19 protein-coding genes are annotated in these 20,849 nt (G+C 73.2%); 4 read left to right on the top strand and 15 right to left on the bottom strand.

Features of this window, described 5'->3' with window-relative positions; genetic code table 11:
* Positions 1-11 precede the first annotated feature (11 nt).
* A complete protein-coding gene (locus tag FXF51_RS16825) occupies positions 12-971 on the bottom strand; it encodes an NAD(P)H-dependent flavin oxidoreductase (RefSeq protein ID WP_148435398.1) in 960 nt (319 codons plus the stop codon).
* 104 nt (positions 972-1,075) lie between these two features.
* The gene (gene rox, locus FXF51_RS16830; protein ID WP_148435399.1) at positions 1,076-2,509 is read right to left on the bottom strand and encodes a rifampin monooxygenase; all 1,434 of its coding nucleotides are present in this window, start codon (positions 2,507-2,509) and stop codon (positions 1,076-1,078) included.
* A gap of 242 nt (positions 2,510-2,751) precedes the next feature.
* Between rox and FXF51_RS16835 the strand changes: the two genes are divergently transcribed.
* The 3 genes from FXF51_RS16835 (at position 2,752) to FXF51_RS16845 (ending at position 4,848) form a co-directional block, all read left to right on the top strand.
* Positions 2,752-3,981, top strand: coding sequence for a cytochrome P450 family protein (locus tag FXF51_RS16835; RefSeq protein ID WP_222871318.1), 1,230 nt, complete (start codon positions 2,752-2,754; stop codon positions 3,979-3,981).
* Between the two features lie 97 nt (positions 3,982-4,078).
* On the top strand, positions 4,079-4,519 hold the full coding sequence (locus FXF51_RS16840) for a cupin domain-containing protein (RefSeq protein ID WP_148435401.1): 441 nt from the start codon (positions 4,079-4,081) through the stop codon (positions 4,517-4,519).
* Positions 4,516-4,848, top strand: a complete 333-nt coding sequence (locus FXF51_RS16845) for a LuxR family transcriptional regulator (RefSeq protein ID WP_148435402.1) — start codon at positions 4,516-4,518, stop codon at positions 4,846-4,848. Before FXF51_RS16840 ends, FXF51_RS16845 begins: the two co-directional genes overlap by 4 nt.
* 169 nt (positions 4,849-5,017) lie before the next feature.
* Here the strand turns inward: FXF51_RS16845 and FXF51_RS16850 are convergent, their stop codons facing one another.
* From FXF51_RS16850 to FXF51_RS16880, 7 genes are all read right to left on the bottom strand, one after another.
* Positions 5,018-5,242, bottom strand: coding sequence for a hypothetical protein (locus FXF51_RS16850; RefSeq protein ID WP_148435403.1), 225 nt, complete (start codon positions 5,240-5,242; stop codon positions 5,018-5,020).
* A 13-nt stretch (positions 5,243-5,255) separates the two neighbouring features.
* A complete protein-coding gene (locus FXF51_RS16855; RefSeq protein ID WP_148435404.1) occupies positions 5,256-6,914 on the bottom strand; it encodes a sodium:solute symporter family protein in 1,659 nt (552 codons plus the stop codon).
* Positions 6,915-6,951: 37 nt separating this feature from the next.
* Positions 6,952-8,001, bottom strand: a complete 1,050-nt coding sequence (locus FXF51_RS16860) for a ferritin-like domain-containing protein (RefSeq protein WP_222871319.1) — start codon at positions 7,999-8,001, stop codon at positions 6,952-6,954.
* Positions 8,002-8,032: 31 nt separating this feature from the next.
* The gene (locus tag FXF51_RS16865) at positions 8,033-8,302 is read right to left on the bottom strand and encodes a WhiB family transcriptional regulator (protein WP_148435406.1); all 270 of its coding nucleotides are present in this window, start codon (positions 8,300-8,302) and stop codon (positions 8,033-8,035) included.
* The gene (locus tag FXF51_RS16870; protein ID WP_148435407.1) at positions 8,280-9,050 is read right to left on the bottom strand and encodes an alpha/beta fold hydrolase; all 771 of its coding nucleotides are present in this window, start codon (positions 9,048-9,050) and stop codon (positions 8,280-8,282) included. Before FXF51_RS16870 ends, FXF51_RS16865 begins: the two co-directional genes overlap by 23 nt.
* Positions 9,051-9,057: 7 nt before the next feature.
* Positions 9,058-10,023, bottom strand: coding sequence for an alpha/beta hydrolase (locus FXF51_RS16875; protein WP_148435408.1), 966 nt, complete (start codon positions 10,021-10,023; stop codon positions 9,058-9,060).
* 88 nt (positions 10,024-10,111) lie between these two features.
* Positions 10,112-12,859 (bottom strand): helix-turn-helix transcriptional regulator, encoded by a 2,748-nt coding sequence (locus FXF51_RS16880; RefSeq protein ID WP_148435409.1) that lies wholly within the window; start codon positions 12,857-12,859, stop codon positions 10,112-10,114.
* 179 nt (positions 12,860-13,038) lie between these two features.
* Between FXF51_RS16880 and FXF51_RS16885 the strand changes: the two genes are divergently transcribed.
* Positions 13,039-13,698 (top strand): sigma-70 family RNA polymerase sigma factor, encoded by a 660-nt coding sequence (locus FXF51_RS16885; protein ID WP_148435410.1) that lies wholly within the window; start codon positions 13,039-13,041, stop codon positions 13,696-13,698.
* A 101-nt stretch (positions 13,699-13,799) separates the two neighbouring features.
* Here FXF51_RS16885 and FXF51_RS16890 read toward each other — a convergent pair whose 3' ends face one another.
* The 6 genes from FXF51_RS16890 to FXF51_RS16915 all read right to left on the bottom strand — a co-directional run bounded on the left by FXF51_RS16890 (position 13,800) and on the right by FXF51_RS16915 (position 20,825).
* A complete protein-coding gene (locus tag FXF51_RS16890; protein ID WP_148435411.1) occupies positions 13,800-14,516 on the bottom strand; it encodes an alpha/beta fold hydrolase in 717 nt (238 codons plus the stop codon).
* A 4-nt stretch (positions 14,517-14,520) separates the two neighbouring features.
* On the bottom strand, positions 14,521-16,341 hold the full coding sequence (locus tag FXF51_RS62605; protein WP_148435412.1) for a ferritin-like domain-containing protein: 1,821 nt from the start codon (positions 16,339-16,341) through the stop codon (positions 14,521-14,523).
* Positions 16,331-17,344 (bottom strand): class I SAM-dependent methyltransferase, encoded by a 1,014-nt coding sequence (locus tag FXF51_RS16900; protein ID WP_148435413.1) that lies wholly within the window; start codon positions 17,342-17,344, stop codon positions 16,331-16,333. The genes FXF51_RS62605 and FXF51_RS16900 overlap by 11 nt, the downstream gene beginning before the upstream one ends.
* Before the next feature lie 4 nt (positions 17,345-17,348).
* The gene (locus tag FXF51_RS16905; protein WP_148435414.1) at positions 17,349-18,101 is read right to left on the bottom strand and encodes an SDR family oxidoreductase; all 753 of its coding nucleotides are present in this window, start codon (positions 18,099-18,101) and stop codon (positions 17,349-17,351) included.
* Between the two features lie 99 nt (positions 18,102-18,200).
* On the bottom strand, positions 18,201-19,067 hold the full coding sequence (locus FXF51_RS16910) for a universal stress protein (RefSeq protein ID WP_148435415.1): 867 nt from the start codon (positions 19,065-19,067) through the stop codon (positions 18,201-18,203).
* Between the two features lie 27 nt (positions 19,068-19,094).
* Positions 19,095-20,825 (bottom strand): L-aspartate oxidase, encoded by a 1,731-nt coding sequence (locus FXF51_RS16915; RefSeq protein WP_148435416.1) that lies wholly within the window; start codon positions 20,823-20,825, stop codon positions 19,095-19,097.
* Between the last annotated feature and the right edge of the window lie 24 nt (positions 20,826-20,849).

Consider the following 20,849-nt stretch of genomic DNA (forward strand, 5'->3'; position numbering starts at 1 on the left):
GGCCTGACGCCTCAGCGGCGTCCCGCCCGGTGCAAGGCCTCCTCAGCCTGTACGGCCATCGCGGCGACCAGGTCCTGCGCCGAGGGCAGGTCGTTGATCAGGTCCACGGCCTCGCCCGCCCACACCGGCAGCGGCGGGATCGCGCCACTCGCCACGTCGTCCTGGTACTCCCGCAGCGCCCGGTCGTCGGCGGCGAGCTCCGCCTCCCGTCCCCGCCAGCGATCCAGATAGGGGTGCCCGAGAGTGCGGGCCGGATACCTGGCAGGCCAGGCCGAGCCCCGCGCCACGTCCAGCACGGTGCTCCGCTCGGTGTCCTGGCCACGCCCCTCGACGATCGCCTTCGTGATCGAGGGATCGGCCAGGGCCTCGGTGGTGGCCTGGAAGCGGGTGCCGACGAGCGCCCCTGCGGCGCCCAGCACGAGGGCCGCCGCCACCCCACGCCCGTCGGCGATCCCGCCCGCCGCCAGCACCGGGACCGGCGCCACGAGGTCCACCACGGCGGGCACGAACGGCAGGGTGGAGCGCCCATGCGCGGCCCCGTGCCCGCCGCTCTCGGTGCCCTGGGCCACGATCACGTCGGCGCCCGTGTCCACGGCCTGCCTGGCCTCCTCCAGGTCGGTGACCTGAAGGATCAGCAGCGCCCCTGCCTGTCGGACCAGCTCGGCGTACGGTGCGGGGTCGCCGAACGACAACATCACGGCCTTCGGGCCGAGGCTCAGCCCCAGCTCCACAGCCGCACGATCGATCCCCCAGGTCAGGAACCCGACACCCCACGGCAGGCCGGTGGCCGCGACGATCGGCGCCTCGCGCGCCAGCCACTGCGGGTCGCCGAACGCGCCGCCCAGCAGGCCGAGCCCGCCGCCCCGGCAGACGGCCGCGGCCAGCGCGCCTCCGGCCGACCCGCCCATCGGGGCCAGCGCGATCGGGTGCCGTACGCCGAACATCTCGGTGAACGCCGTCGACAACGTCATACCCGCATCCTGCCGCCTCGTCCGGCAGGCCCGGTCACGCACCTCCGCCGCCTCGTCCGGCAGGCCCGGTCACGCACCTCCGCCGCCTCGTCCGATGGGCCCGGTCACGCGCCTCCGGCGCCGAACCAGCGCGGCAGCCGGTCGAGCAGCTCCCCCTGATCGTCGCCGGCCCACGCGACGTGACCGTCCGGCCGCAGCAGCACGGCGGGCACGTCCAGCTCCTCGGCGGCGTCCACGACGTGATCGACCCGATCCGCCCAGCCCGCGACCGACAGCCCGCCCGTCCGGTCGAGCAGCAGCCCACGCCCAGAACGCATCAGCTCGTACAGCCGCCGCCCCTGCTTGAGCCGCACGTCCCGCAGGCGCCGCCCGACCAGATCGGGCTCGTCGCCGCCGAAGTCGTACCGGACGCCGATCGCGGTGACCTTCCCGATGAGCAGCCTGCGCACCTCCTCGAAGTCCATCAGCTCGGCCACCAGCCGGCGCACGGCCTGCGGCCCCGGCTCGGGGGACATCAGCTCCATCTGCGCCCGGCTGTTGTCCAGCACGTCCGCGGCCACCGGGCGGCGCTCGGCGGCGTAGGTGTCCAGCAGCCCCTCCGGCGCCCACCCGGCCAGCTCGGCGGCCAGCTTCCAGCCGAGGTTGAACGCGTCCTGGACGCCCAGGTTGAGCCCCTGCCCGCCGGCCGGCGGATGCACGTGCGCCGCGTCCCCCGCCAGCAGCACCCGCCCGTCGCGGTAGCGTTCGGCCAGCCGGGTGGCGTCGCCGAAGCGGGACAGCCAGCGCGGCGAGCGCGCGCCCCAGTCGGTGCCGACGTAGGCCCGCAGCCGCCGCTGGAACTCCTCGATGGTCGGCGGGACGGCGCGGTCCTCGGCGACCTCCCCGGCCGGCACGAGGACGCGGTACACGCCGTCCCCGAGCGGCATGGCGCCGAACGTGAACAGCGTCTTGCGCACCTCGGCCCCCGCGGCGGCGATCGCCGCCGGGTCGTCGGTCAGCTCCATCTCGCCGAGCAGCATCTCGGTCCTGGCGGGCTCGCCGGGGAAGGCGACGCCGAGCGCCTTGCGCACCGTGCTGCGCCCGCCGTCGCAGCCGACGAGGTAGCGGGCGCGCAGCCGGGTGCCGTCGGCCAGCTCGGCGCTCACCCCGTCCTCGTCCTGGCTCACCCCCACCACCTCGCAGCCGCGCCGGATCTCGGCGCCCAGCTCCGCGGCGCGCTCGGCCAGCAGGCGGTCGGTGACGGGCTGCGGGATGCCGAGGGTGTAGGGGTGGGAGGTGTCCAGGTGGTCGAGCGGGGGCTTGTCGATGCCGGCGAAGTGACCGCGGATGGGGTATTTCGTGCCGTGCTCCAGGAACCGCTCCAGCACGCCCCGCTGGTCCATCACCTCGATGGTGCGGATGTGCAGGCCGAGCGAGCGGACGTGCTTGGCCGGCTCCGCGTCCTTCTCCAGCACGAGTACGCGCACGTCGCGCAGCCGCAGCTCGGCGGCCAGCATCGAGCCGGTCGGCCCGCCGCCGGCGATGATCACATCGAACATGGAATCGCCCGTCCAGTGAGGTTGCTGTTTCGGCCGGCCGCGCAGCCGCGTGCTTTCGTGCCCGCGAATCCGCAGGTCCTGGCCCCAGCCGTAGATTGTGCGGCACGACCCCGGTCTTGCCGCAAGACCCCCTGTGCGCTATAGCTTGAAAGTGACGGGGAATGCTGTCACGCCTTGCCCCGGCTGCCCGGTCAACGTCTCCAGAGCCCCGCTTGCTGACGCGGATTGCAAGGAGACGACACGTGTCCCAGCCCCTTCCCTTCGTCATCGATCCCGCCGGCGCCGACCGGCACGCCGAGTACCGGGCCCTGCGGGCGCGCGGCCCGGCCACGCCGGTGGACGTCCTCGGCCTGCGCGCCTGGGCGGTCTCCGACCCGGCCCTGCTCAAGACCCTGCTCACCAGCCCGGACGTGTCCAAGAACGGCCGCGTCCACTACCCGGACTTCCAGGAGACGATCCGCACGTGGCCGCTCGCCCTGTGGATCGAGGTGCAGAGCATGCTCACCGCGTACGGCGCCGACCATCGCAGGCTGCGGCGGATGATCGCCCCCGCGTTCAGCGCGCGCCGCATCGCCGAGCTGAAGCCGACCGTCCAGGCGCTGGTCGCCGAGCTGATGGACGAGCTGGCCGCGGTGCCCGGCGGTCAGGTGGTGGACCTGCGCGAGCGGCTGGCGTACCCGCTGCCCATCGCGGTGATCGGCCACCTGATGGGCGTGCCACGGGAGCAGCGCGACGACTTCCGGCAGATCGTCGACAACGTCTTCGACAGCACGCTCACCCCCCTGCAGGCCCAGGCGAACAACCTGCGCCTGTTCGAGCACATCGAGCAGCTGATCGCCACCAAGCGCGCCGAGCCGGGCGACGACATGACGTCCCTGCTCATCGCGGCCCGCGACGAGGAGTCCGGCGGCGCCGGCCTCTCCGGCGTCGAGCTGCGCGACACGATGATCCTGATGATCAGCGCCGGGTACGAGACCACCGTCAACGTCATCGACCAGGCCGTCTTCACGATGCTGTCCTCCCCGGGCCAGCTCGGCCTGGTCCGCGCCGGCAAGGCGAGCTGGGCGGACGTCGTGGAGGAGACGCTGCGCGCCGAGCCCGCCATCAAGTACCTGCCGCTGCGCTTCGCCGTCACCGACCTCAAGCTGCCCGACGGGCAGGTCATCACGGCGGGAGAGCCCATCCTGGCCGCCTACGGCGCCGCCAACCGCCACCCGGACTGGCACGGCGCGGACGCCGACACCTTCGACGTCACCCGCCAGGTGAAGGACCACCTGGCGTTCGGCTACGGCGTGCACTTCTGCCTCGGCGCCCCCCTGGCCCGCCTGGAGGTGGCCGAGGCCCTGCGCCAGCTCTTCGACCGCTTCCCCGATCTGTCCCTCGCGGCGCCCGCCGACACGCTGCGCCCCATACCCACCCTTATCAGCAACGGTCACCAGAAACTGCCCGTGCGGCTGCATCCCGCCGGATGACACGCCGCCAGGAGAGTTGTCACGCGCCGGGGGCGCTGTCTTGTCTGAGCTGTACACGGCCGGACCGAACCGGCCACCGATTCGCGGAGGACCGCTGATGAGCACCGATCACGCGCACGGCCACCACCTGGACAATCCCGACAAGAGCGGCCCGCCGCCCAAACTTGACGTGGTCGCCACCGTGCCGGGCGCACCGCCCGCACCGGCGGGCGCAGAGGCGATGACGATCCTGGTCACGCTGCCGCCCAACAGCCCCGGCGCGCCGCCGCACCGGCACTCGGGGCCCGCCTTCGGCTACGTGCTCAAGGGCGCGATCAACTTCGAGCTCGAAGGGGACCCGGTGCGGGTCCTGCGGGCCGGCGAGGCGTTCTGGGAGCCCGGCGGGGACGTCATCCACTACCAGGACGGGAACCATCTGGAGGATGAGGAGTCGGCGTTCGTGGTGACCATGTTCTGCGCGCCGGGGCAGCCGATGCTGGTGCCGGTCAGCGCGGAGGAGCTGGAAGCCCGCCGGGATCGGCGCGCGCCCGCGTCATGACCAAGGTGACGCTGACCGCGCTCGTCCGCGACCTGGTCGAGCGGGCCCGCCAAGCCGACAGCGGCCGCAGCGCCACCACCGTCCACGGCGGGCACGACCGCTCGCTGCGGCAGACCGTGATGGCGTTGCGGCAGGGCGAGCACATCCACGAGAGCGAGCATCCCGGCGAGGTGACGGTGCACGTCCTGCACGGGCGGGTCCGGCTGGTCGCCGGGGGCGACTCCTGGGACGCGCTGCCGGGTGATCTGCTGGTGATGCCCGATCGGCGGCATCGGGTGGAGGCTGTGCGGGATTGCGCGTTTCTGTTCAGCACGGCGCGCTGCAGGTGAGACAAGGCCACCGGCCACCCTCGGAGACGGGGGTGGCCGGTGGCCTTTTAATGTCTGGATGGAAGCAGACGAAGCGCAGATTCAGGATGCGGAACAGCGGTTGGGCGTCCGTTGCGGCCGGAGAGATTCAGACGCGGTTTCCCGGTGCGGTGGCGATCGCCGGGGGCCGTCACTCGATGAGCACAGGCCGCAACCGGGCCGAGACCGCGAACGCCGCAGCCAGCACCACCATCCCGATCCCCGCCCAAAGGTTGGCGTTGACGTCCCCGGTCTTGGCCCGATCCGCGGCCGTCTCCGCGAAGAGACCCATCACGATCAGCACAACGCCGTAGAACCCGATCAGCCCCCCGATGACGACGCGAATGTCGAACGCACGAGCCTTGTCGCCGTTCATGTGCCGGCTCCTCTCATCGGAAGATCACGTTCAGGGCGGTGACGAGCACCAGCGAGATGCCCGCCAGCTTGACCGGCGCCCGATACCAAGGCAGCCGGGCGGCGGCGGGGTCGGTGCGCTGAGACCTGGGCGTCTCGGAGTAGACGAGCCCGCCCAGCTCCGCCGCCGGCTTGGGCCGGGAGACGAGGCTGACCAGGACGCTCACGACGATGTCCACGGTGAATGCCACCCCCGCCGAGACGAAGGCCGCGCCCTGGCCGGGCAGGGTGATGGCGCCGGTCTCGTTGGCCAGCCAGACGGCGATCGCGCCGAGCGTGCCGGACACCAGCCCGATCCAGCCGGCCGCCGGGGTCATGCGTTTCCAGAAGATGCCGAGGATGAAGGTGGCGAACAGCGGCGCGTTGAAGAAGCCGAACAGCGTCTGCAGGTAGGTCATCAGGTTGCCGTAGCCGGCGGCGATGAACGCGGTGCCGATGGCCAGCAGGGTGGCGCCGACGGTGGCCCAGCGGCCGACCTTGAGGTAGTAGCCGTCGGAGCGGCCCTTGACCACGTACTGCTGCCACAGGTCGTAGCTGAAGACGGTGTTGAAGGCGGAGATGTTGGCCGCCATGCCGGCCATGAACGCGGCCAGCAGGCCCGTCAGGGCGATGCCGAGCAGGCCGGTGGGCAGGGTGTCGCGGATGAGCAGCAGGATCGCGTCGTTGTAGGTGACGCCGGCGGCCGGGTCGCCGGCCTTCAACCGGGCCACCTCGGGCACCAGCACGCCGGCGATCATGCCGGGGACGACGACGATGAACGGGATGAACATCTTCGGGAACGAGGCGATGATCGGGGTGCTGCGCGCGGCCGTCATCGAGCTGGTCGCCATGGCGCGCTGGACCTCGACGAAGTTGGTGGTCCAGTAGCCGAAGGAGAGCACGAAGCCCAGGCCGAAGACGATGCCGACGACGGACAGGATGGAGCTGTCGAACCCGGCCAGCGCGTTGCCCGGCCACGAGCGCAGCTCCTCGCTGTTCTGGATCCGGTCGATCAGCCCGCCGACGCCGCCGACGCGGTGCAGCCCGATGAGGGTGAGCGGCAGCAGCGCGGCGACGATGACGAAGAACTGCAGCACCTCGTTGTAGATGGCGGCCGACAGCCCGCCCAGGGTGATGTAGCTGAGCACGATCGCGGCGGCCAGGATCAGCGCCACCCACAGCGGCCAGCCGAGCAGGCTGTTGACCACGGTGGCCAGCAGGAACAGGTTGATCCCCGCGATCAGCACCTGGGCCAGGGCGAAGGTGATCGCGTTGACCAGGTGCGCGCCGGGGCCGAAGCGGCGGCGCATGAACTCCGGCACGCTGCGCACCTTGGAGCCGTAGTAGAACGGCATCATCACGACGCCCAGGAACAACATCGCGGGGACGGCGCCGATCCAGTAGTAGTGCATCGTCGGCATGCCGTACTCGGCGCCGTTGGCCGACATGCCGATCACCTCGACGGCGCCGAGGTTGGCCGAGATGAACGCCAGCCCGGTGATCCAGGCCGGCAGCGACCGTCCCGACAGCAGGAAGTCCAGGCTGCTGGAGATCCTGCGGCGGGCGGCGAACCCGACCAGCAGGACGACGGCGAAGTAGACGAGGATCAGCGCGTAGTCGACTGGTTCGGCGCCGATCCTCAGCGGGTTGTCCACGGAAAATCCTTCCTTCTCCGGACGCGGGACCGGGGCGCTACGCGCGTGACTGCGGCGGCACGTAGTCGAAGGTCGGCCCGGCCACGGTGCCGTCCTCGCCGGGCATCGCCATCAGGGCGACGGCCTGGCCCTTGAGCGCGTACATGGTGCCGACGGCGGCGCCGAGCAGCTTGGGGTCGCCGTCGAAGGCCTGTTCGAGCTGTTTGAGCAGGTTGCAGTAGGTGCGGTTGAACTCCTCCTGCGCGGTGCGGACGGCGCTGCCCGGCTCGTGGTCGGACAGCCGCGGGTCGGGCCGCATCGGCCGCACGGCGGCCAGGTCGACGAAGATCGGCTCGCCGGTGGGGCCGGAGCGCGGAGTGTCGCCGCGCTGGTAGCGCCGGCCGAGCTTGAGCTCCATGAGGCGGTAGTAGTGGGCGACCTCGTCCCGTTCCGGGTGGAAGACGTCCTGGTCGCCGTCCCAGACCTCGCCGCCGTCCCTTCCCTCGCCCTGCTCGACGATCTCCTCCAGCGCCCCCAGCGCCGACTCCAGGTCCCGCACCGCGAACAGCCAGCCCGAGGTGTGCCGGAAGTGGGTGCCCTCGACCTGGCGGGCGGGGTCGCCGGTGAAGACGGCCTGCTCGCCGAGCTGCTCGCACAGGTGGCGCAGCCCCTGCTCGACGGCGGTGTAGAACTGGCCGATCGTCTCGTAGCCGTCGCCTTCCGCCGGGGCGCCGGGCGGCGCCGGCCGTTCCAGGCGCAGGAACATCTCCAGCGCCTGCGGGCCGAACGGGAGCAGCGACAGCTCCAGGGAGCTGTGCGGCAGCCGCCTGGGGTAGGGCGGCAGCATCCCGGGCGTGTCGAGGCGGGGCCTGCCGCCGACGGCGTTGAGCAGGTTGGCGGCGAGCGCCAGGTGCAGCATCTCCTCGGCGAAGACGCTGCCGATCACCGCCACGGCCTCGGGGTTGCGCTCCGGGTCCAGGGAGTACAGGGCGCACAGGTACGGCGGCAGCGTCGCCTGCTCCAGCTCGATCGCCCACTGCAGGTGCTCGCGCAGGCTGTCGAGGGTGCCGATCGGCACGGGCACGGGAGCAGCGGTGAGGTTCTTCATCAACATCGTCTTTCTGAAGGTGTCGTAAGGGTCAGGCCGTGGCCATCCAGCGGAGGCGGCGGCGTTCCGCGGGCGTGGTGCCGCCCCACATGCCGTCCGGCTCGCCGGTGCGCAGGGCCCAGTCGAGGCAGATCGCCTTGACGGGGCAGCTCTGGCAGATGCGCCGGGCCGGCGCCTCGCTCTGGCCGGGGTGCTCGTCCCAGGTGATCGGGAAGAACAGGCCGGGGTCGGCGTCCTGGCAGGCGGCGTGCGCGGTCCAGCGCAGCGGGGATCGGGGCTTACGAGACGGCTGCGCGGTCATGGTCTCCGCCTCGTAAGGGTGAGTGACGCCGCCAGTGCTCCTCGAGGGCCGCCGCGACCTGCCCTGGACGCTGCAGCAGCGGCCAGTGGTTGCAGTCGGCGAGCTTGAGGACGCGTTCGGCCCCGATGGCCCGGCCCAGCTCGCCGGCGAACTCGACCGGGCAGGCCGGGTCGCGCGAGCCCCAGATGACCAGGGCGGGCGCGGTCAGCCCGGCCAGCTCCGGCTCCCACTCCGCGCCCATCCGCAGCGCGGAGCGGTAGAGCTTGAGAATGCTGTCCCGCATCGGCGCGTCCACGTGCCGGGCCATCTCCGCGGCCAGGTCCGCGGGCACTTCGAACCCCTTGACCAGGTCTTCCGCGAAGCCTTCCGGCTTCAGCTCGGCCATGAAGCGGTCGCCCTCGACCGGGTCCTGCCAGATCCTGGCCAGCGGGTGCCAGGCGTAGCGGGCGCTGATGGGGCCGTTGCCGCCCGCCCAGGTGCGTACCAGATCGGGGCGCAGCGACGCGACCCGCGCGGTGAGGATGCAGCCCCAGTCGTGGCCGACCAGGTCGACTGGCTGATCGACCTGCTCCAGCCGGTCGATCAGCCAGTCGGCGTACTCCTCCTTGGTGCTGCCGAAGCCGAGCGGGCGCGGGGTGCCGAAGCCCGGCAGGTCCCAGGCCTCCACGTCCGTACGCGTCAGGTGCCGGCGGACGCCCGCCCACACGCGGTGGGTGTCGGGGACGCCGTGGATGAGGATCGCGGGCACGGCCGCCTCACACCCGCGCGCCGTCGGCCGGGCGCAGCGCGGCCTTGAGCACCTCGATGGCCTGCGCGGTGGCGGCGCGCGCGGCCCGGGTGTCGCGCACCGGGTCGAGCATCATGAAGTCGTGCAGCGTGCCGTTGTAGCGGACGCTGGTGGTCGGCACGCCCGCCGCCGTGAGCTTGCGGGCGTAGGCCTCGCCCTCGTCGCGCAGCACGTCGTTCTCGTCCACGATGACGAACGCGGGCGGCAGCCCCGCCAGCTCCTCCGGGGTGGCACGCAGCGGGGAGGCGGTGATCTCGGCGCGCTGGGCGGGGTCGGTGGTGTAGGCGTCCCAGAACCAGGCCATCGCCTTGGCGGTCAGGTGGGGGCCGTCGGCGAACTCGCGGTAGCTGGCGGTGTCCTGGCCCGCGTCGGTGACCGGGTAGTACAGCGACTGGTGCACGAACCGCACGTCGCCGCGCTGCTTGGCCATGATGGTCAGGGCCGCGGTCATGTTCCCGCCGACGGAGTCGCCCGCCACGGCCAGCCTGCCGGCGTCCAGGTTCTCGGCCGCGCCGTCCTTGACGATCCACTGGGCGGTGGCGTACGCCTGCTCGATCGCCACCGGGTAGCGCGCCTCCGGCGAGCGGTCGTACTCCACGAACACCAGGGCGGCGCCCGCCCCGACGGACAGCTCCCGCACCAGCCGGTCGTGGGTGCCCGCGTTGCCCAGCACCCAGCCGCCGCCGTGCACGTACAGCACTACCGGCAGCACCCCCGTGGCGCCGGCGGGCCTGACGATCCGCACCCGCACGTCGCCGGCCCCGGCGGGCACGACGATCCACTTCTCGTCCACGCCGGGCTTGGCGACGGGGCCGGACTGCACGTCGTCCAGCAGCTTTCGGGCGCCTTCCGTGCCCAGCTCGTACAGGAGCGGGGGCTTGGCCGTCGCCTCGGCGAACTCCTGAGCCGCAGGCTCCAGAACGATGTCGTTCATTCATTTCCCTCTCACTCGCGCCTTCGCCCCTTGGACCGGGCGGCGCGCCCGGTTCGTGACACCGGGGAGGCGAGAGGGGGTGGAGCCGTCAGGCGGTGGCGGCTCCGGGCGGCGTGCTGCGCAGCTCCTTGCGGGAGGCGACGCCGAGCTTGACGAAGATCTTGCGCAGGTGCCATTCGACGGTGTGCGGGCTGATGTAGAGCTGCGCGCCGATCTCGGAGTTCGTCAGCCCGCCGGCGGCCAGGCGGGCGATCCGCGCCTCCTGCGAGGTCAGCCCGGTGGGCGTCTCGGCCGGGCGCCTGCGCACGCTCTCGCCGGTGGCCCGCAGCTCCCGCCCGGCGCGTTCGGCGAACGCCCCGGCCCCCATCAGTCCGAACAGGTCGTGGGCGAGGGTCAGCTGCTCGCGCGCGTCCACCCTGCGGTTCTCGCGGCGCAGCCACTCGCCGTAGAGCAGGCGGGCGCGGGCGAGCGCCATCCTGACCTTGGTACGGCCGAGCCGCTCGATCGCCTCCCGGTAGAGCGCGTCGGCGGCCGGGCCCGCGCTGACCTGGGCGCGGGCGCTCGCCGAGGTGCCGAGCGCCCAGTCGGTGCCGCTGGCCCGGGCCATCTCGTCGAGCCGGCGGGCGGCCTCGGCGGCGCGGGCCGGCCTGCCGCTCCTGGCCGCCGCCTCGACCAGCTCGATCGTGGACCAGGTGGACAGCCCGAGCTCCTGCGGGTGCTCGGCGCCCCGCTCCGCCGCGACGTACGCCTCCTCGTAGCGGCCGTGGCCGTTGTGCAGCACCGCGGCGGCCCACTGGGTGGCGGTGGTCACCTTGCCCTCCCCTTGCAACGCCACGTCGCGGGTGATCGCCTTGATGACCTGGCGGGTCGCGCTCTCCTGACCTCGCCACGGCTCCAGCACCAGGGCTCCGTACTGGGCCATGAAGCGGCTGCCCGTCACCTCGCCGATCGTCGTCGACTCGGCGACCAGCGCCTCGGCCTCGGCCAGCTCGCCGGCCAGCACCCGGGCCGACAGGAGCAGCAGCAGCGCCGGCGGCAGCACCGACAGCGCGCCCGTCTCGCGGGCCAGGCCGACCAGGCGGGCCGAGAGGGCCGCGTAGCTGTCGAAGTCCCACACGTTGTGGGCCATGCGGCAGGCGAGCGGCAGCCAGCCGAGGCCCTCCTCCCTGGACACCTCTCCGGTGCGGAACGCCTCCAGGGCCCGCAGCACCATCGGCGTGCCCGCCGCGTAGCCGTCGATGATCGCCGTCGCCGCGCCGTTCAGCAGCAGGTCGTGGCGTTCCGGGGGCGGTCCTGGCGGTGCGGCGAGTGCCGCCCTGGCGACGTCCGCCATCTGGGCTCCGCTCGCCAGGCGGCCGGCGGTGAGCGCCGCGTACAGGGCGTCGCGGTAGGTCTCGCGGGCCAGCCCGGAGTCCAGCGGCTCAAGGCGTCTGCCCGCCGTGAGCAGCAGCGGCAGGGCGGCGCCCGCGCTGGTGGAGGCGAACATGATCTGGCCGCGCAGCAGGCTGGCCTGGGCGAGCCTGCGGTCGTCCAGGGGGCTCAGCTCGGCGGCGTCGAGCAGTTCGAGCGCGGCGTCGTAGCCGCCGGCCCGGTACTTGTCGCGGGCCGCCGCGAGGGCCCGCGCGCCGCGCCGGGCCGCGTCGGGGGTCAGCTCGGCCGCCCTTTCGAGGAACGCGGCCGCCGCCGCGACGCCGCCACGGGCCTGGGCGCGGCTCGCTGAGCGCTCCAGCTCGGCGGCGACCGCCTCGTCCGGGCCGGGGGCGGCGTTGGCCAGGTGCCAGGCCCGCCGATCGGGGTCCGTCCCCGCGTCGGTGGCGTCGGCCAGGGCGCGGTGCACGGCCTGCCGTTCCTGCGGGGTGGCCACCCGGTAGGCCGCGGAACGCACCAGGGGATGGCGGAACCGCACCCGGGTGCCGATCGTGATCAGGCCCTCCACCTCGGCGGGCGCCGCGGCGGCCGCCTCGATGCCGAGCAGGTCCGCCGCCCGCGCCAGCAGGGTCACGTCACCCACCGGCTCGGCCGCCGCGACCAGCAGCAGCCGCTGCGTCCCGGCCGGGAGGGCTTGGACCCGCCGCAGGAAGCTCTGCTCGATCTGACTCGTCAGCAGCCGCGCGTCCGGACGGCCGAAACCGCCCGCCAGCTCGGCCGGGGTCAGCCCGCGGGGCAGCTCCAGCAGGGCCAGGGGGTTGCCCTGCGTCTCGGCCACGATCCTGTCCCTGACCCGCTCGTCCAGCCGTCCGGGGGTCGCCGAGTCGAGCAGGGCGCGGGCGTCGCCGTCGCTCAGCCGTCCCACGTCGAGCCGCGGCAGGCCCGCCAGCTCGGGGCCGAGGTGGTGGTCGCGGACCGCGATCACCAGCGCGATCCGTTCGGCCAGCAGGCGACGCGCGACGAACGCGAGCGTCTGCGCCGAGACCTGATCCAGCCACTGGGCGTCATCGATCAGGCAGACCAGCGGCTCCTGCCCGGCCGCGTCGGCCAGCAGGCTCAGCACCGCCAGCCCCACCAGGAACCGGTCCGGCGGCGTGCCCGCGCTCAGCCCGAACGCCGTCCCCAGCGCCGCACGCTGCGGCTCGGGCAGCTTCGCGAGATGATCGAGGAACGGCGCGCACAACTGGTGCAGGCCGCCGAACGCCAGCTCCATCTCGGACTCGACGCCCGCGGCCCTGGTCACCCGGCATCCCTGAGCGCCTTCCCGCGCGTACTCCAGCAGCGCCGTCTTGCCGATCCCCGCCGCACCGCGCAAGATGAGCACCGAGCTGTGGCCGCCCCGCACCGTGGCCACGAGCCGATCCAGCCGCTCGCACTCGATCCGCCGGCCCCGCAGCCTGCTTCCCACCCAGCCTCCGTCCTGCCGTCCCGGGGGTACCCCCTGGGGCCCTAGGGGACGCCCGGGGGCCCTGGCCAGGGTATCGACCACGGTGTCTCAGGGGCGCGACGGAGGGGCTCCAGCAACGACCGTGATCACAGCGGCATCCGCCGGATGCCGGCTGTGAACGGGGAGTTGAGACCGTGGGCATGAGTTTGCTGGAGTCGTACAGAGACAGCGCCACGCAGGTGGACGACCGGACGATCAGCGGCTGGGACGGGGCCGCCGCCACCTTCGTCGGCGCCGCCCCGCGCCTGTACGCCATCGGGCTGCGCGTCCTTCAGGACACGGGCGAGGCGGAGGACGTCGTGCAGGAGACGTGGCTGCGGTGGGCCCGCGCCAACCGGTCCGTCGTCGTCAGCCCGGCCGCGTTCCTGGCGCTGACCACCACGCGGCTGGCCATCAACGTCACCCAGTCGGCGCGCAAGCGGCGCGAGACCTCTGCCGGGCCGTGGCTGCCTGACACGCCTGATCAATCGGCCGGGCCTGAGGTGGCGGCTGAGCGGCATGAGGCGGTCGACGGGGCCGTTCGGATGTTGCTGGAGCGGCTGACCGCTGCTGAGCGGGGGGTTTATCTGCTGCGGATGGCTTTCGACTATCCGTACCGGCAGATCGGGGAGGTGCTCGGGTTGAGTGAGGAGCACACCCGGCAGCTTCTGCGGCGGGCGCGGCATCATCTGGCGGAGGGACGGGTTCGTCCGGTCAGCGGGGGCGCGCATCGGCGGCTGGTGCGGGCCTTTCTGGCTGCTGCCCGGAGTGGGGAGCTGGGCGGGCTGGAGAGCTTGCTCGCCGCCGAGGTCAACCGCTAGGCCGCGGGGCCGTCACCGGCCCCGCGCACGACCTGTCCCGCAACGCCGAGCGGCCCGTGGCGGAGTTCACGCCACGGGCCGCGATCCTGCCGGTCAGCCGGTCAGCCGGTGCCGCGAACGGCCTCGACGATGACGGCGGCGACAGCGTCAGGCGCGGAGACGGCAAGCGCGTGCGACGCCCCGGGAACCTCCGTGGTGCCACGAGCCCCGGCCCGCTCGGCCATGAACCGCAACGCGGCCGCCGGAATGTTGAGATCCCGCTCCCCGTGCACGAACCACGACGGAATCCCCCGCCACGCGGGCTCCGCCACCGTGATCTCGTCCCGCAGCGCCCGCTCGGTGACCGGCCGCTGAGTGGCGGCCATCAGCGCCGCCTCGCCGGCATCCACGTCGGCGCAGAACTGGTGGTGGAACTTGCCGGGGTCGATGCGGAACTCGTTGCCACCAGAGGCGACCGGGTAGGCGACCAGCGCGTCCCCCAGCGTGCTGCCCTCGAACTTGGCCGACAGCAGGAAAGCGCTCTCCCCCGCGTCGGGCGCGAACGCGCCGACGTAGACGAGCCCCTGCACGGCCGGGTCGCCGGTGGCCGCCTGGCTGATCACCATGCCGCCGTAGGAGTGCCCGGCGAGCACGACGGGCCGGCCGAGGCCGGCGATCACGTCGCGCACGTACGCGCCGTCCCCCTCGACGTCGCGCAGCGGGTTGGCCACCGCGACCGCCTGAAGCCCATGGCCGTGCAGGCGCTGGATGACCCGGTTCCAGGAGGCGGATTCGGCGAAGGCGCCGTGCACCAGCACGACGACGGGCTGTTCGGTCATGACGTCATTCCTCTTCTCGTGATGAGTTCGGATCTTCCTCGTGGAAGCCGATCTCGCGGTGGGTGCCGTCGCACAGGGGTTTGTTGCCGGAGTGGCCGCAACGGCAGAGCGTCATCCGGTTGCGGGTCTCCAGCGGCAGGCCGTCCGACCGGACGACCGGCACCCGGCCGGTGACCCACAGCGCACTGGCCAGCCCGTCCTCCTCCTCCAGGACGGAGATGGCCTGCGGGAGGTCGGGTTCGATCGTTTCGCCGCCGCGTTCGAGGGCGTAGCTGTAGGAGCCGGAGGGGCAGTGGTCGATGCGGCCCATGATGTCCGAGCGCACGTCGCTGTCGGCGGTGTCGGCGAGCATCGCGGCGATGGGCCTGGTGCGGCCGATGCAGAAGGCGGCGTGGACGCACAGCTCGCCCACGCGTTGCGCCGAGATGCCGGCCCCGTCGTGCACGTGCTGCAGCTCCCGGTACGGGCGCATGACCTCGGCCTCGGTGCCGTCGAAGCCGATGACGGCGTGCGTCCCGTCGCAGAACGGCTTGGCGCGCGAGTGGCCGCAGCGGCACAGCGCGTAGGTGTCCTCGGTCTCCAGGGGTTCGCCGGTCTTCCAGGTCAGCGCGTCGTTCCCGGAGGAGACGATCTTCCGCTTGCGGCGGAGCGGGACGCCGCCGTACACGAGGTACGGGCCGTCGCGCAGCACGACGACGCGCCGCTCGTCGCCGACGCTCCACCGGCGGCGCTCGGGCCTGACGTAGCGGAAGGCCGGGCCGGAGCCCTGCTCCATGAGGGCGAGGGCCTGGGCCTTGAGCGCGTACATGGTGCCGGTGGCGACCGCGAGGAGTCTCGGGTTGCCGTTGAACGCCCGCTCCAGCAGGTGCAGGACGGCGCAGTAGGTGTGGTCGAAGGCGTCCTGGGCCTTGCGGGCCGCGCTGCCGGGCTCGGCCGGGCGGGGGTTGGGCGGCATCGGGCGTACGCCGTCCGGATCGACCCGGACGGGCTCGCCGGTGGGGCCGGAGTCCGGGGTGTCGCCGCGCTGGTAGCGGCGGCCGAGTTTCAGCTCCTGGAAGCGGTAGTAGTGGGCGACCTCGTCGCGTTCGGGGTGCATGACGTCCTGGTCGCCGTCCCAGACCTGGCCGCCGTCCAGGCCCTCGCCCTGCTCGACGATCTCCTCCAGCGCGGCGAGCGCCGTCTTCAGGTCGTGCACGGCGACGAGCCGGCCGGCGGTGTGCCGGAAGTGACCGGCGTGCACCTGGCGGGACGGGTCGCCGGTGAAGACGGCCTGCTCGCCGAGCCGTTCGCACAGGTCGCGCAGGCCCTGCTCGATGGCGGCGTAGAACTGGCCGATCGTCTCGTAGTCGTCGCCCTCCGGCGCGGCCCCCGCGGGCGCCGGACGTTCCAGCCGCAGGAACATCTCCAGCGCCTGCTCGCCGAAGGGGACCAGCGACAGCTCCAGGGAGCCGTGGGGCAGCCGTCGCGGGTGGGGCGGCAGCATCCGGGGTGTGTCGAGGCGGGGCTTGCCGCCTACGGCGTTGAGCAGGTTGGCGGCGAGGGCCAGGTGCAGCATCTCCTCGGCGAAGACGCTGCGCACGATGGCGGCGGCTTCCGGGTTGCGTTCCTGGTCGAGCGAGTACAGGGCGCACAGGTAGGGCGGCAGTGTCGCGTGCTCCAGCTCGATCGCCCACTGCAGGTGCTCGCGCAGGCTCCCGATCGTGCCGATCCGCGCGGTCGGCGTCTCACGCGAGAGCGGCGCCTCACGGGAGACCGGCGCCTCACGGGAGACCGGCGCCTCACGGGAGACCGGCGCCTCACGGGAGACCGGCGCCTCACGCGACATGGTCGTCCGGTCGCGCGCCGTCCTCCAGCACCTCGACCGCGTCGAGCAGGCCGCGCAGGCCGATCTCCTCGCGTTCCGCGTCCGTGGGGTCGAACAGCCAGTCGGTGATCGGCAGCTCGGCGACCTCCCCGGGACGGCTGGCCTCGACCAGGCTCACCTCCGCCTCGACCTCCACCTCCAGCTCGTGCAGGAAGCCGTCCTGGTCCCTCGGAGCGCTCATCATTCCTCCATCTGTGACTTGCGTGGATGCCCGGCTGACCGCGTGCAGCAGCCGCACGCCGATCTGGCCGGACGCGAACAGGTGCGTGAACCGCTCCCCCTGGTGGGCCGCCAGCGCGTAGGCCGGGTGGGCCCGGTGCCGGGTCGCGACGACGGCCGCCACCTGCTCGGCGCGTCGCGACCACGACCGCGGCGGCGGCCCTGGCGGGCCGACCTGGTCGAGAAGCTCGAAGCCCGCCCCGGCGAGCAGCGCGCGCAGCTCCGCCTCGGTGGGGAAGTGGTTGCCGTCCGGGACGGGCAGCGTCTGCGGCCCCCTGGCGACGACCACCAGCAGCCCCAGCGAGGCGCCGGGCTTCAGCACCCGGTGGATCTCCGCGAGCACCGCCGCCTTGTCGCGGACGGTGCACAGCACGCCCAGGCACCAGGCGGCGTCCACCGACCCGGTGCGCAGCGGGATGCGCCGGCCGTCCGCCGCGATGACCGGCAGGCCGAACAGCCGGGCGGCGGCGCGGCCCGCGGCCGGCATCGGCTCCAGCAGGATCGGCCGGACCCCGAACCGCTCTGCCGCCCAGGCCGCCGGGCCGCCCGCTCCTGCCCCCACGTCCAGGAGCGTGCTGCCGGCGGCCAGCTCGCACGCCTCCGCCAGCCAGGCCAGCGCGGCCGGGCTGGCGCTGCCGCGGCAGGTGGCCGGGATGGCGTGCCGCTGTCCGAGCTGCTCGACGGCCTCGGCGGTCCAGCCGGCGACGTCGTCGAACTCGGCGACCATCGCCGCCGATGCCGTCATGGACCTACTTGCCCGAGCCGTCGAGCCAGTCGCGGTAGGTGATGGTGCCCAGGACGGCCTTGTCGTCGAGCGGCACCAGCGACCGCTCGACCAGCTCGCTGCCGAAGTAGCGGGCGTGCGGGTCGGTGACCACCTCGCGCGGGTCGCCCCAGGCGGCCAGCGCCTTGCGGAAGAACTCGTCCATCCGGTACTGCTGCGGCCCGGCGATCTCGACCCTGCCGTTCAGCGGCTCCCCCACCGCCGTGCGGCCGAGCGTCTTCGCCACGTCGTCGCCCGCGATCGGCTGGAAGAGCACCGGCGCGACGTGCACCTGGCCGTCCCTGGTGGCCTCGTCGGCGATGCCGCGGGCGAACTCGAAGAACTGGGTGGAGTGCACCAGCGAGAACGGGACGCCCGCCTTCTCGATGAGCTGCTCCTGGGCGATCTTCGCGGCGAAGTAGCCGTTGTCGGGCATGCGCTCGGTGCCCACGATCGACACCGCCACGTGGTGGCCCACCCCGGCCTCCTTCTCGGCCGCCAGCAGGTTGCCCGTGGAGGTCTGGAAGAACTTCAGCACCGCCTCCCGTTCGAACGACGGCGAGTTCGACACGTCCACCACGACCTGCGCGCCCTTGAGCACCTCGGCCAGGCCCTCGCCGGTGAGGGTGTTCACGCCGGTGTTCGGCGCGGCCGCCACCGCCTCATGACCGTGCTCGCCCAGCTTGGCCACCAGCTTCGACCCGATCAGGCCGGTCCCGCCGATCACCACGATCTTCATGCGGATTCCTCTCTCGTTCGCCGGGCGGCCCCTTCGCCACCCGGTCACCAGCTATGACCGGGCAGCCCCTCGGGCTCGTGACGACTGCCGCGAGATTTTTCACGGAGCGGTCCTGACGATGGCCACCGGGCAGGTGGCGTGGTGCAGGACGTGCTGGCTGACCGAGCCGTGCCACAGCGCGCTGAGCTCGTGATGGTGGTGGCTGCCGACGACGAGCAGGGACGCGCTCGACGCGGCGTCCGTCAGCGCCTTGCCCGGACGCCCGGTCAGCGTCTCCTGGTCGATCGTGACCGTGGGGAAGCGCTTGCGCCAGCGGGCCAGGTCGGGCTCGGGCAGCGGCGGGCGGGCGTGGCCGTCCGGTCCGGCCGCGCCGGCGTGCGCCAGCATCAGGGGCTGCCCGGTGCGGGCGGCGTGCGCGCAGGCGAAGGCGAGGACGGCCTCGCTGTCACCGGGGCCCGCGACGCCCGCAACGACCGGCATGACGGGCCCGCCTGGACGGGCGTCGGCGGTGCCCCCTGCGACGGGCTCGTCCGGCTTGGCGGAGCCGCGGACGACGACGACCGGGCAGGCGGCCTCGATGGCGAGCCTGGCGCCCACCGAGCTGAGCAGCAGGCCGCCGACCTCGCCCAGCCCGCGGCTGCCCACGACGAGCAGCTCCGCGTGCCGCGAGTGACGCACCAGCGCGACGAAGGGCTCGCCCTCCGGCATCTCGGTCGTCACCTCGGCCTCGGGCGCGGCGGCCCGCGCGCGGGCGGCCGCGTTGTCCAGGACGCGTTCCGCGGCGTGCCGGAGGCCGCCCTCCGGCGGTGCGCCCGGCGCGGGGCCCAGGGGCACGTTCAGCATGGGCCAGATGAAGGCGTGCACGATCAGCAGCGGCCGGCCGCGGCGCACGGCCTCGGCGGCGGCCCACTCCACGGCCCGCAGGCTGTCCTCGGAGTCGTCCACGCCTACGGTTACAGGATTCATCCTCGTCCTTTCAGAAGCGGTCACCGGCTACTCGACGAGCTTGCCGTCGGTCGGCACGTCGCGCATGAGGGCCGCGATGCCGGCCGGGATCGGCGCGATGGCCTCATGTTCCACCCGACCGGGCCCGGACCACACCAGGTTGACGCGCAATGCCGGATCTGTGTGCGGGTGGTCGGAGCGGTTGTGGCAGCCGCGCGTCTCGCGGCGTTCCAGCGCGGCCTCCATCGTCGCCCGCGCGGCGAGCGCCGCGGACTTCAGGTCGAACGCGTGCGCCAGGTCCTGGAACCCGGCCAGATCGGGGTGGACGCCGACGTCGCCGATCCGCGTCTCCAGGGCGGCCAGCTCGTCCAGGCCCTTGCGCAGGCCGCTCTCGTCGCGCACCACGCCGGCGTGCTCGGTCATGATGTCGCGCAGGACGCGTTGCAGCGCCCGCACGTTCTCGGGGCCGTCGGCGGCGAGCAGCTCGTCCACCTCCGCCCGCGCCTGCGCCGTCACGTCGGCCGAACGGAGCTGAGCCTCCAGGCCCGCGGAGTACTCGGCCGCCGCCTGCCCGGTGACGCGGCCGTAGACGAGCAGCTCGATGAGCGAGTTGCCGCCCAGCCGGTTGGCGCCGTGCAGGCCACTGGCCGCCTCCCCGATCGCGTACAGGCCGTCCACATCGGTGCCGTGGTCCCCGGGGCGCACCCGGACGCCGCCCATCGAGTAGTGCGCGGTCGGCGCGATCTCGATCGGCTCCCTGGTGATGTCGAGCATCTGCAGCTCCAGCAGCGTCTGGTAGACGCGCGGCAACCGCGTCATGATCGTCTCGCGGGGCAGGTGCGACACGTCCAGCCAGACGCCGCCGGCCGGCGTCCCGCGCCCCTCCTTGATCTCCGTGTACGCGGCCAGCGCGACCCGGTCCCGGGTGGACAGCTCCATCCGCTCCGGGTCGTAACGCGTCATGAACCGCTCCCCCGCCGCGTTGCGCAGGATCCCGCCCTCGCCCCTGGCCGCCTCGGAGACGAGCGTGCCGGCCGCGCTCTCCGGCGCGATCAGCCCGGACGGGTGGAACTGCACCAGCTCGGGATCGCGGATCCGGCACCCGGCCAGCACCGCCAGGCGGAAGGAGTCGCCGGTGTTCTCGTCGCGCCGCGAGGAGGTGCGCCGCCAGATCCTGGTGTGCCCCCCGGTGGCCAGGATGACGGCGTCGGCGTGGATGACGTACCGGCTGCCGTCGGCCAGGTCGAACCCGTACGCGCCGAACACCGCGTTGTCGCGGACGAGGAGCCGGGTGATGTGGACGGTGTCCAGGATGGGGACGCCGAGCTGCACCGCGCGGCCGATCAGGGTGCGCTGGATCTCCAGCCCGGTGTAGTCGCCGGCGTAGGCGGTGCGCCGGTAGGTGTGCGCGCCGAAGAACCGCAGCGAGATCCGCCCGTCCCGCTCGCGCGCGAACGGCATCCCGTACCGCTCCAGGTCCTCGATGCCGCGCGCCGCGCCCTCCGCGACGATGCGCACCGTCTCGGGGTCGGCCAGCAGGTAGCTCTCCTTGAGGGTGTCGGCCGCGTGCTGCTGCCAGGAGTCCTCGGGGTCCATGGTGGCCAGCGCGGCGTTGATGCCGCCCGCCGCCAGCGTGGTGTGCGCGTCGGCCTTCGGCCGCTTGCCCACCGCCAGGACGCCGGTCCCGCGCTCGGCCAGCTCGATGGCGGCCCGCAGCCCGGCCCCTCCCGTCCCGATGACCAGGACCGAGGTGGCGATCCGTCTCTCCAGCGCGTGCATGGTGCTCCTTTGACCCCGTCGGCG

The organism is Nonomuraea sp. PA05 (assembly GCF_008086045.1).
Taxonomy (GTDB): Bacteria; Actinomycetota; Actinomycetes; order Streptosporangiales; family Streptosporangiaceae; genus Nonomuraea; species Nonomuraea monospora.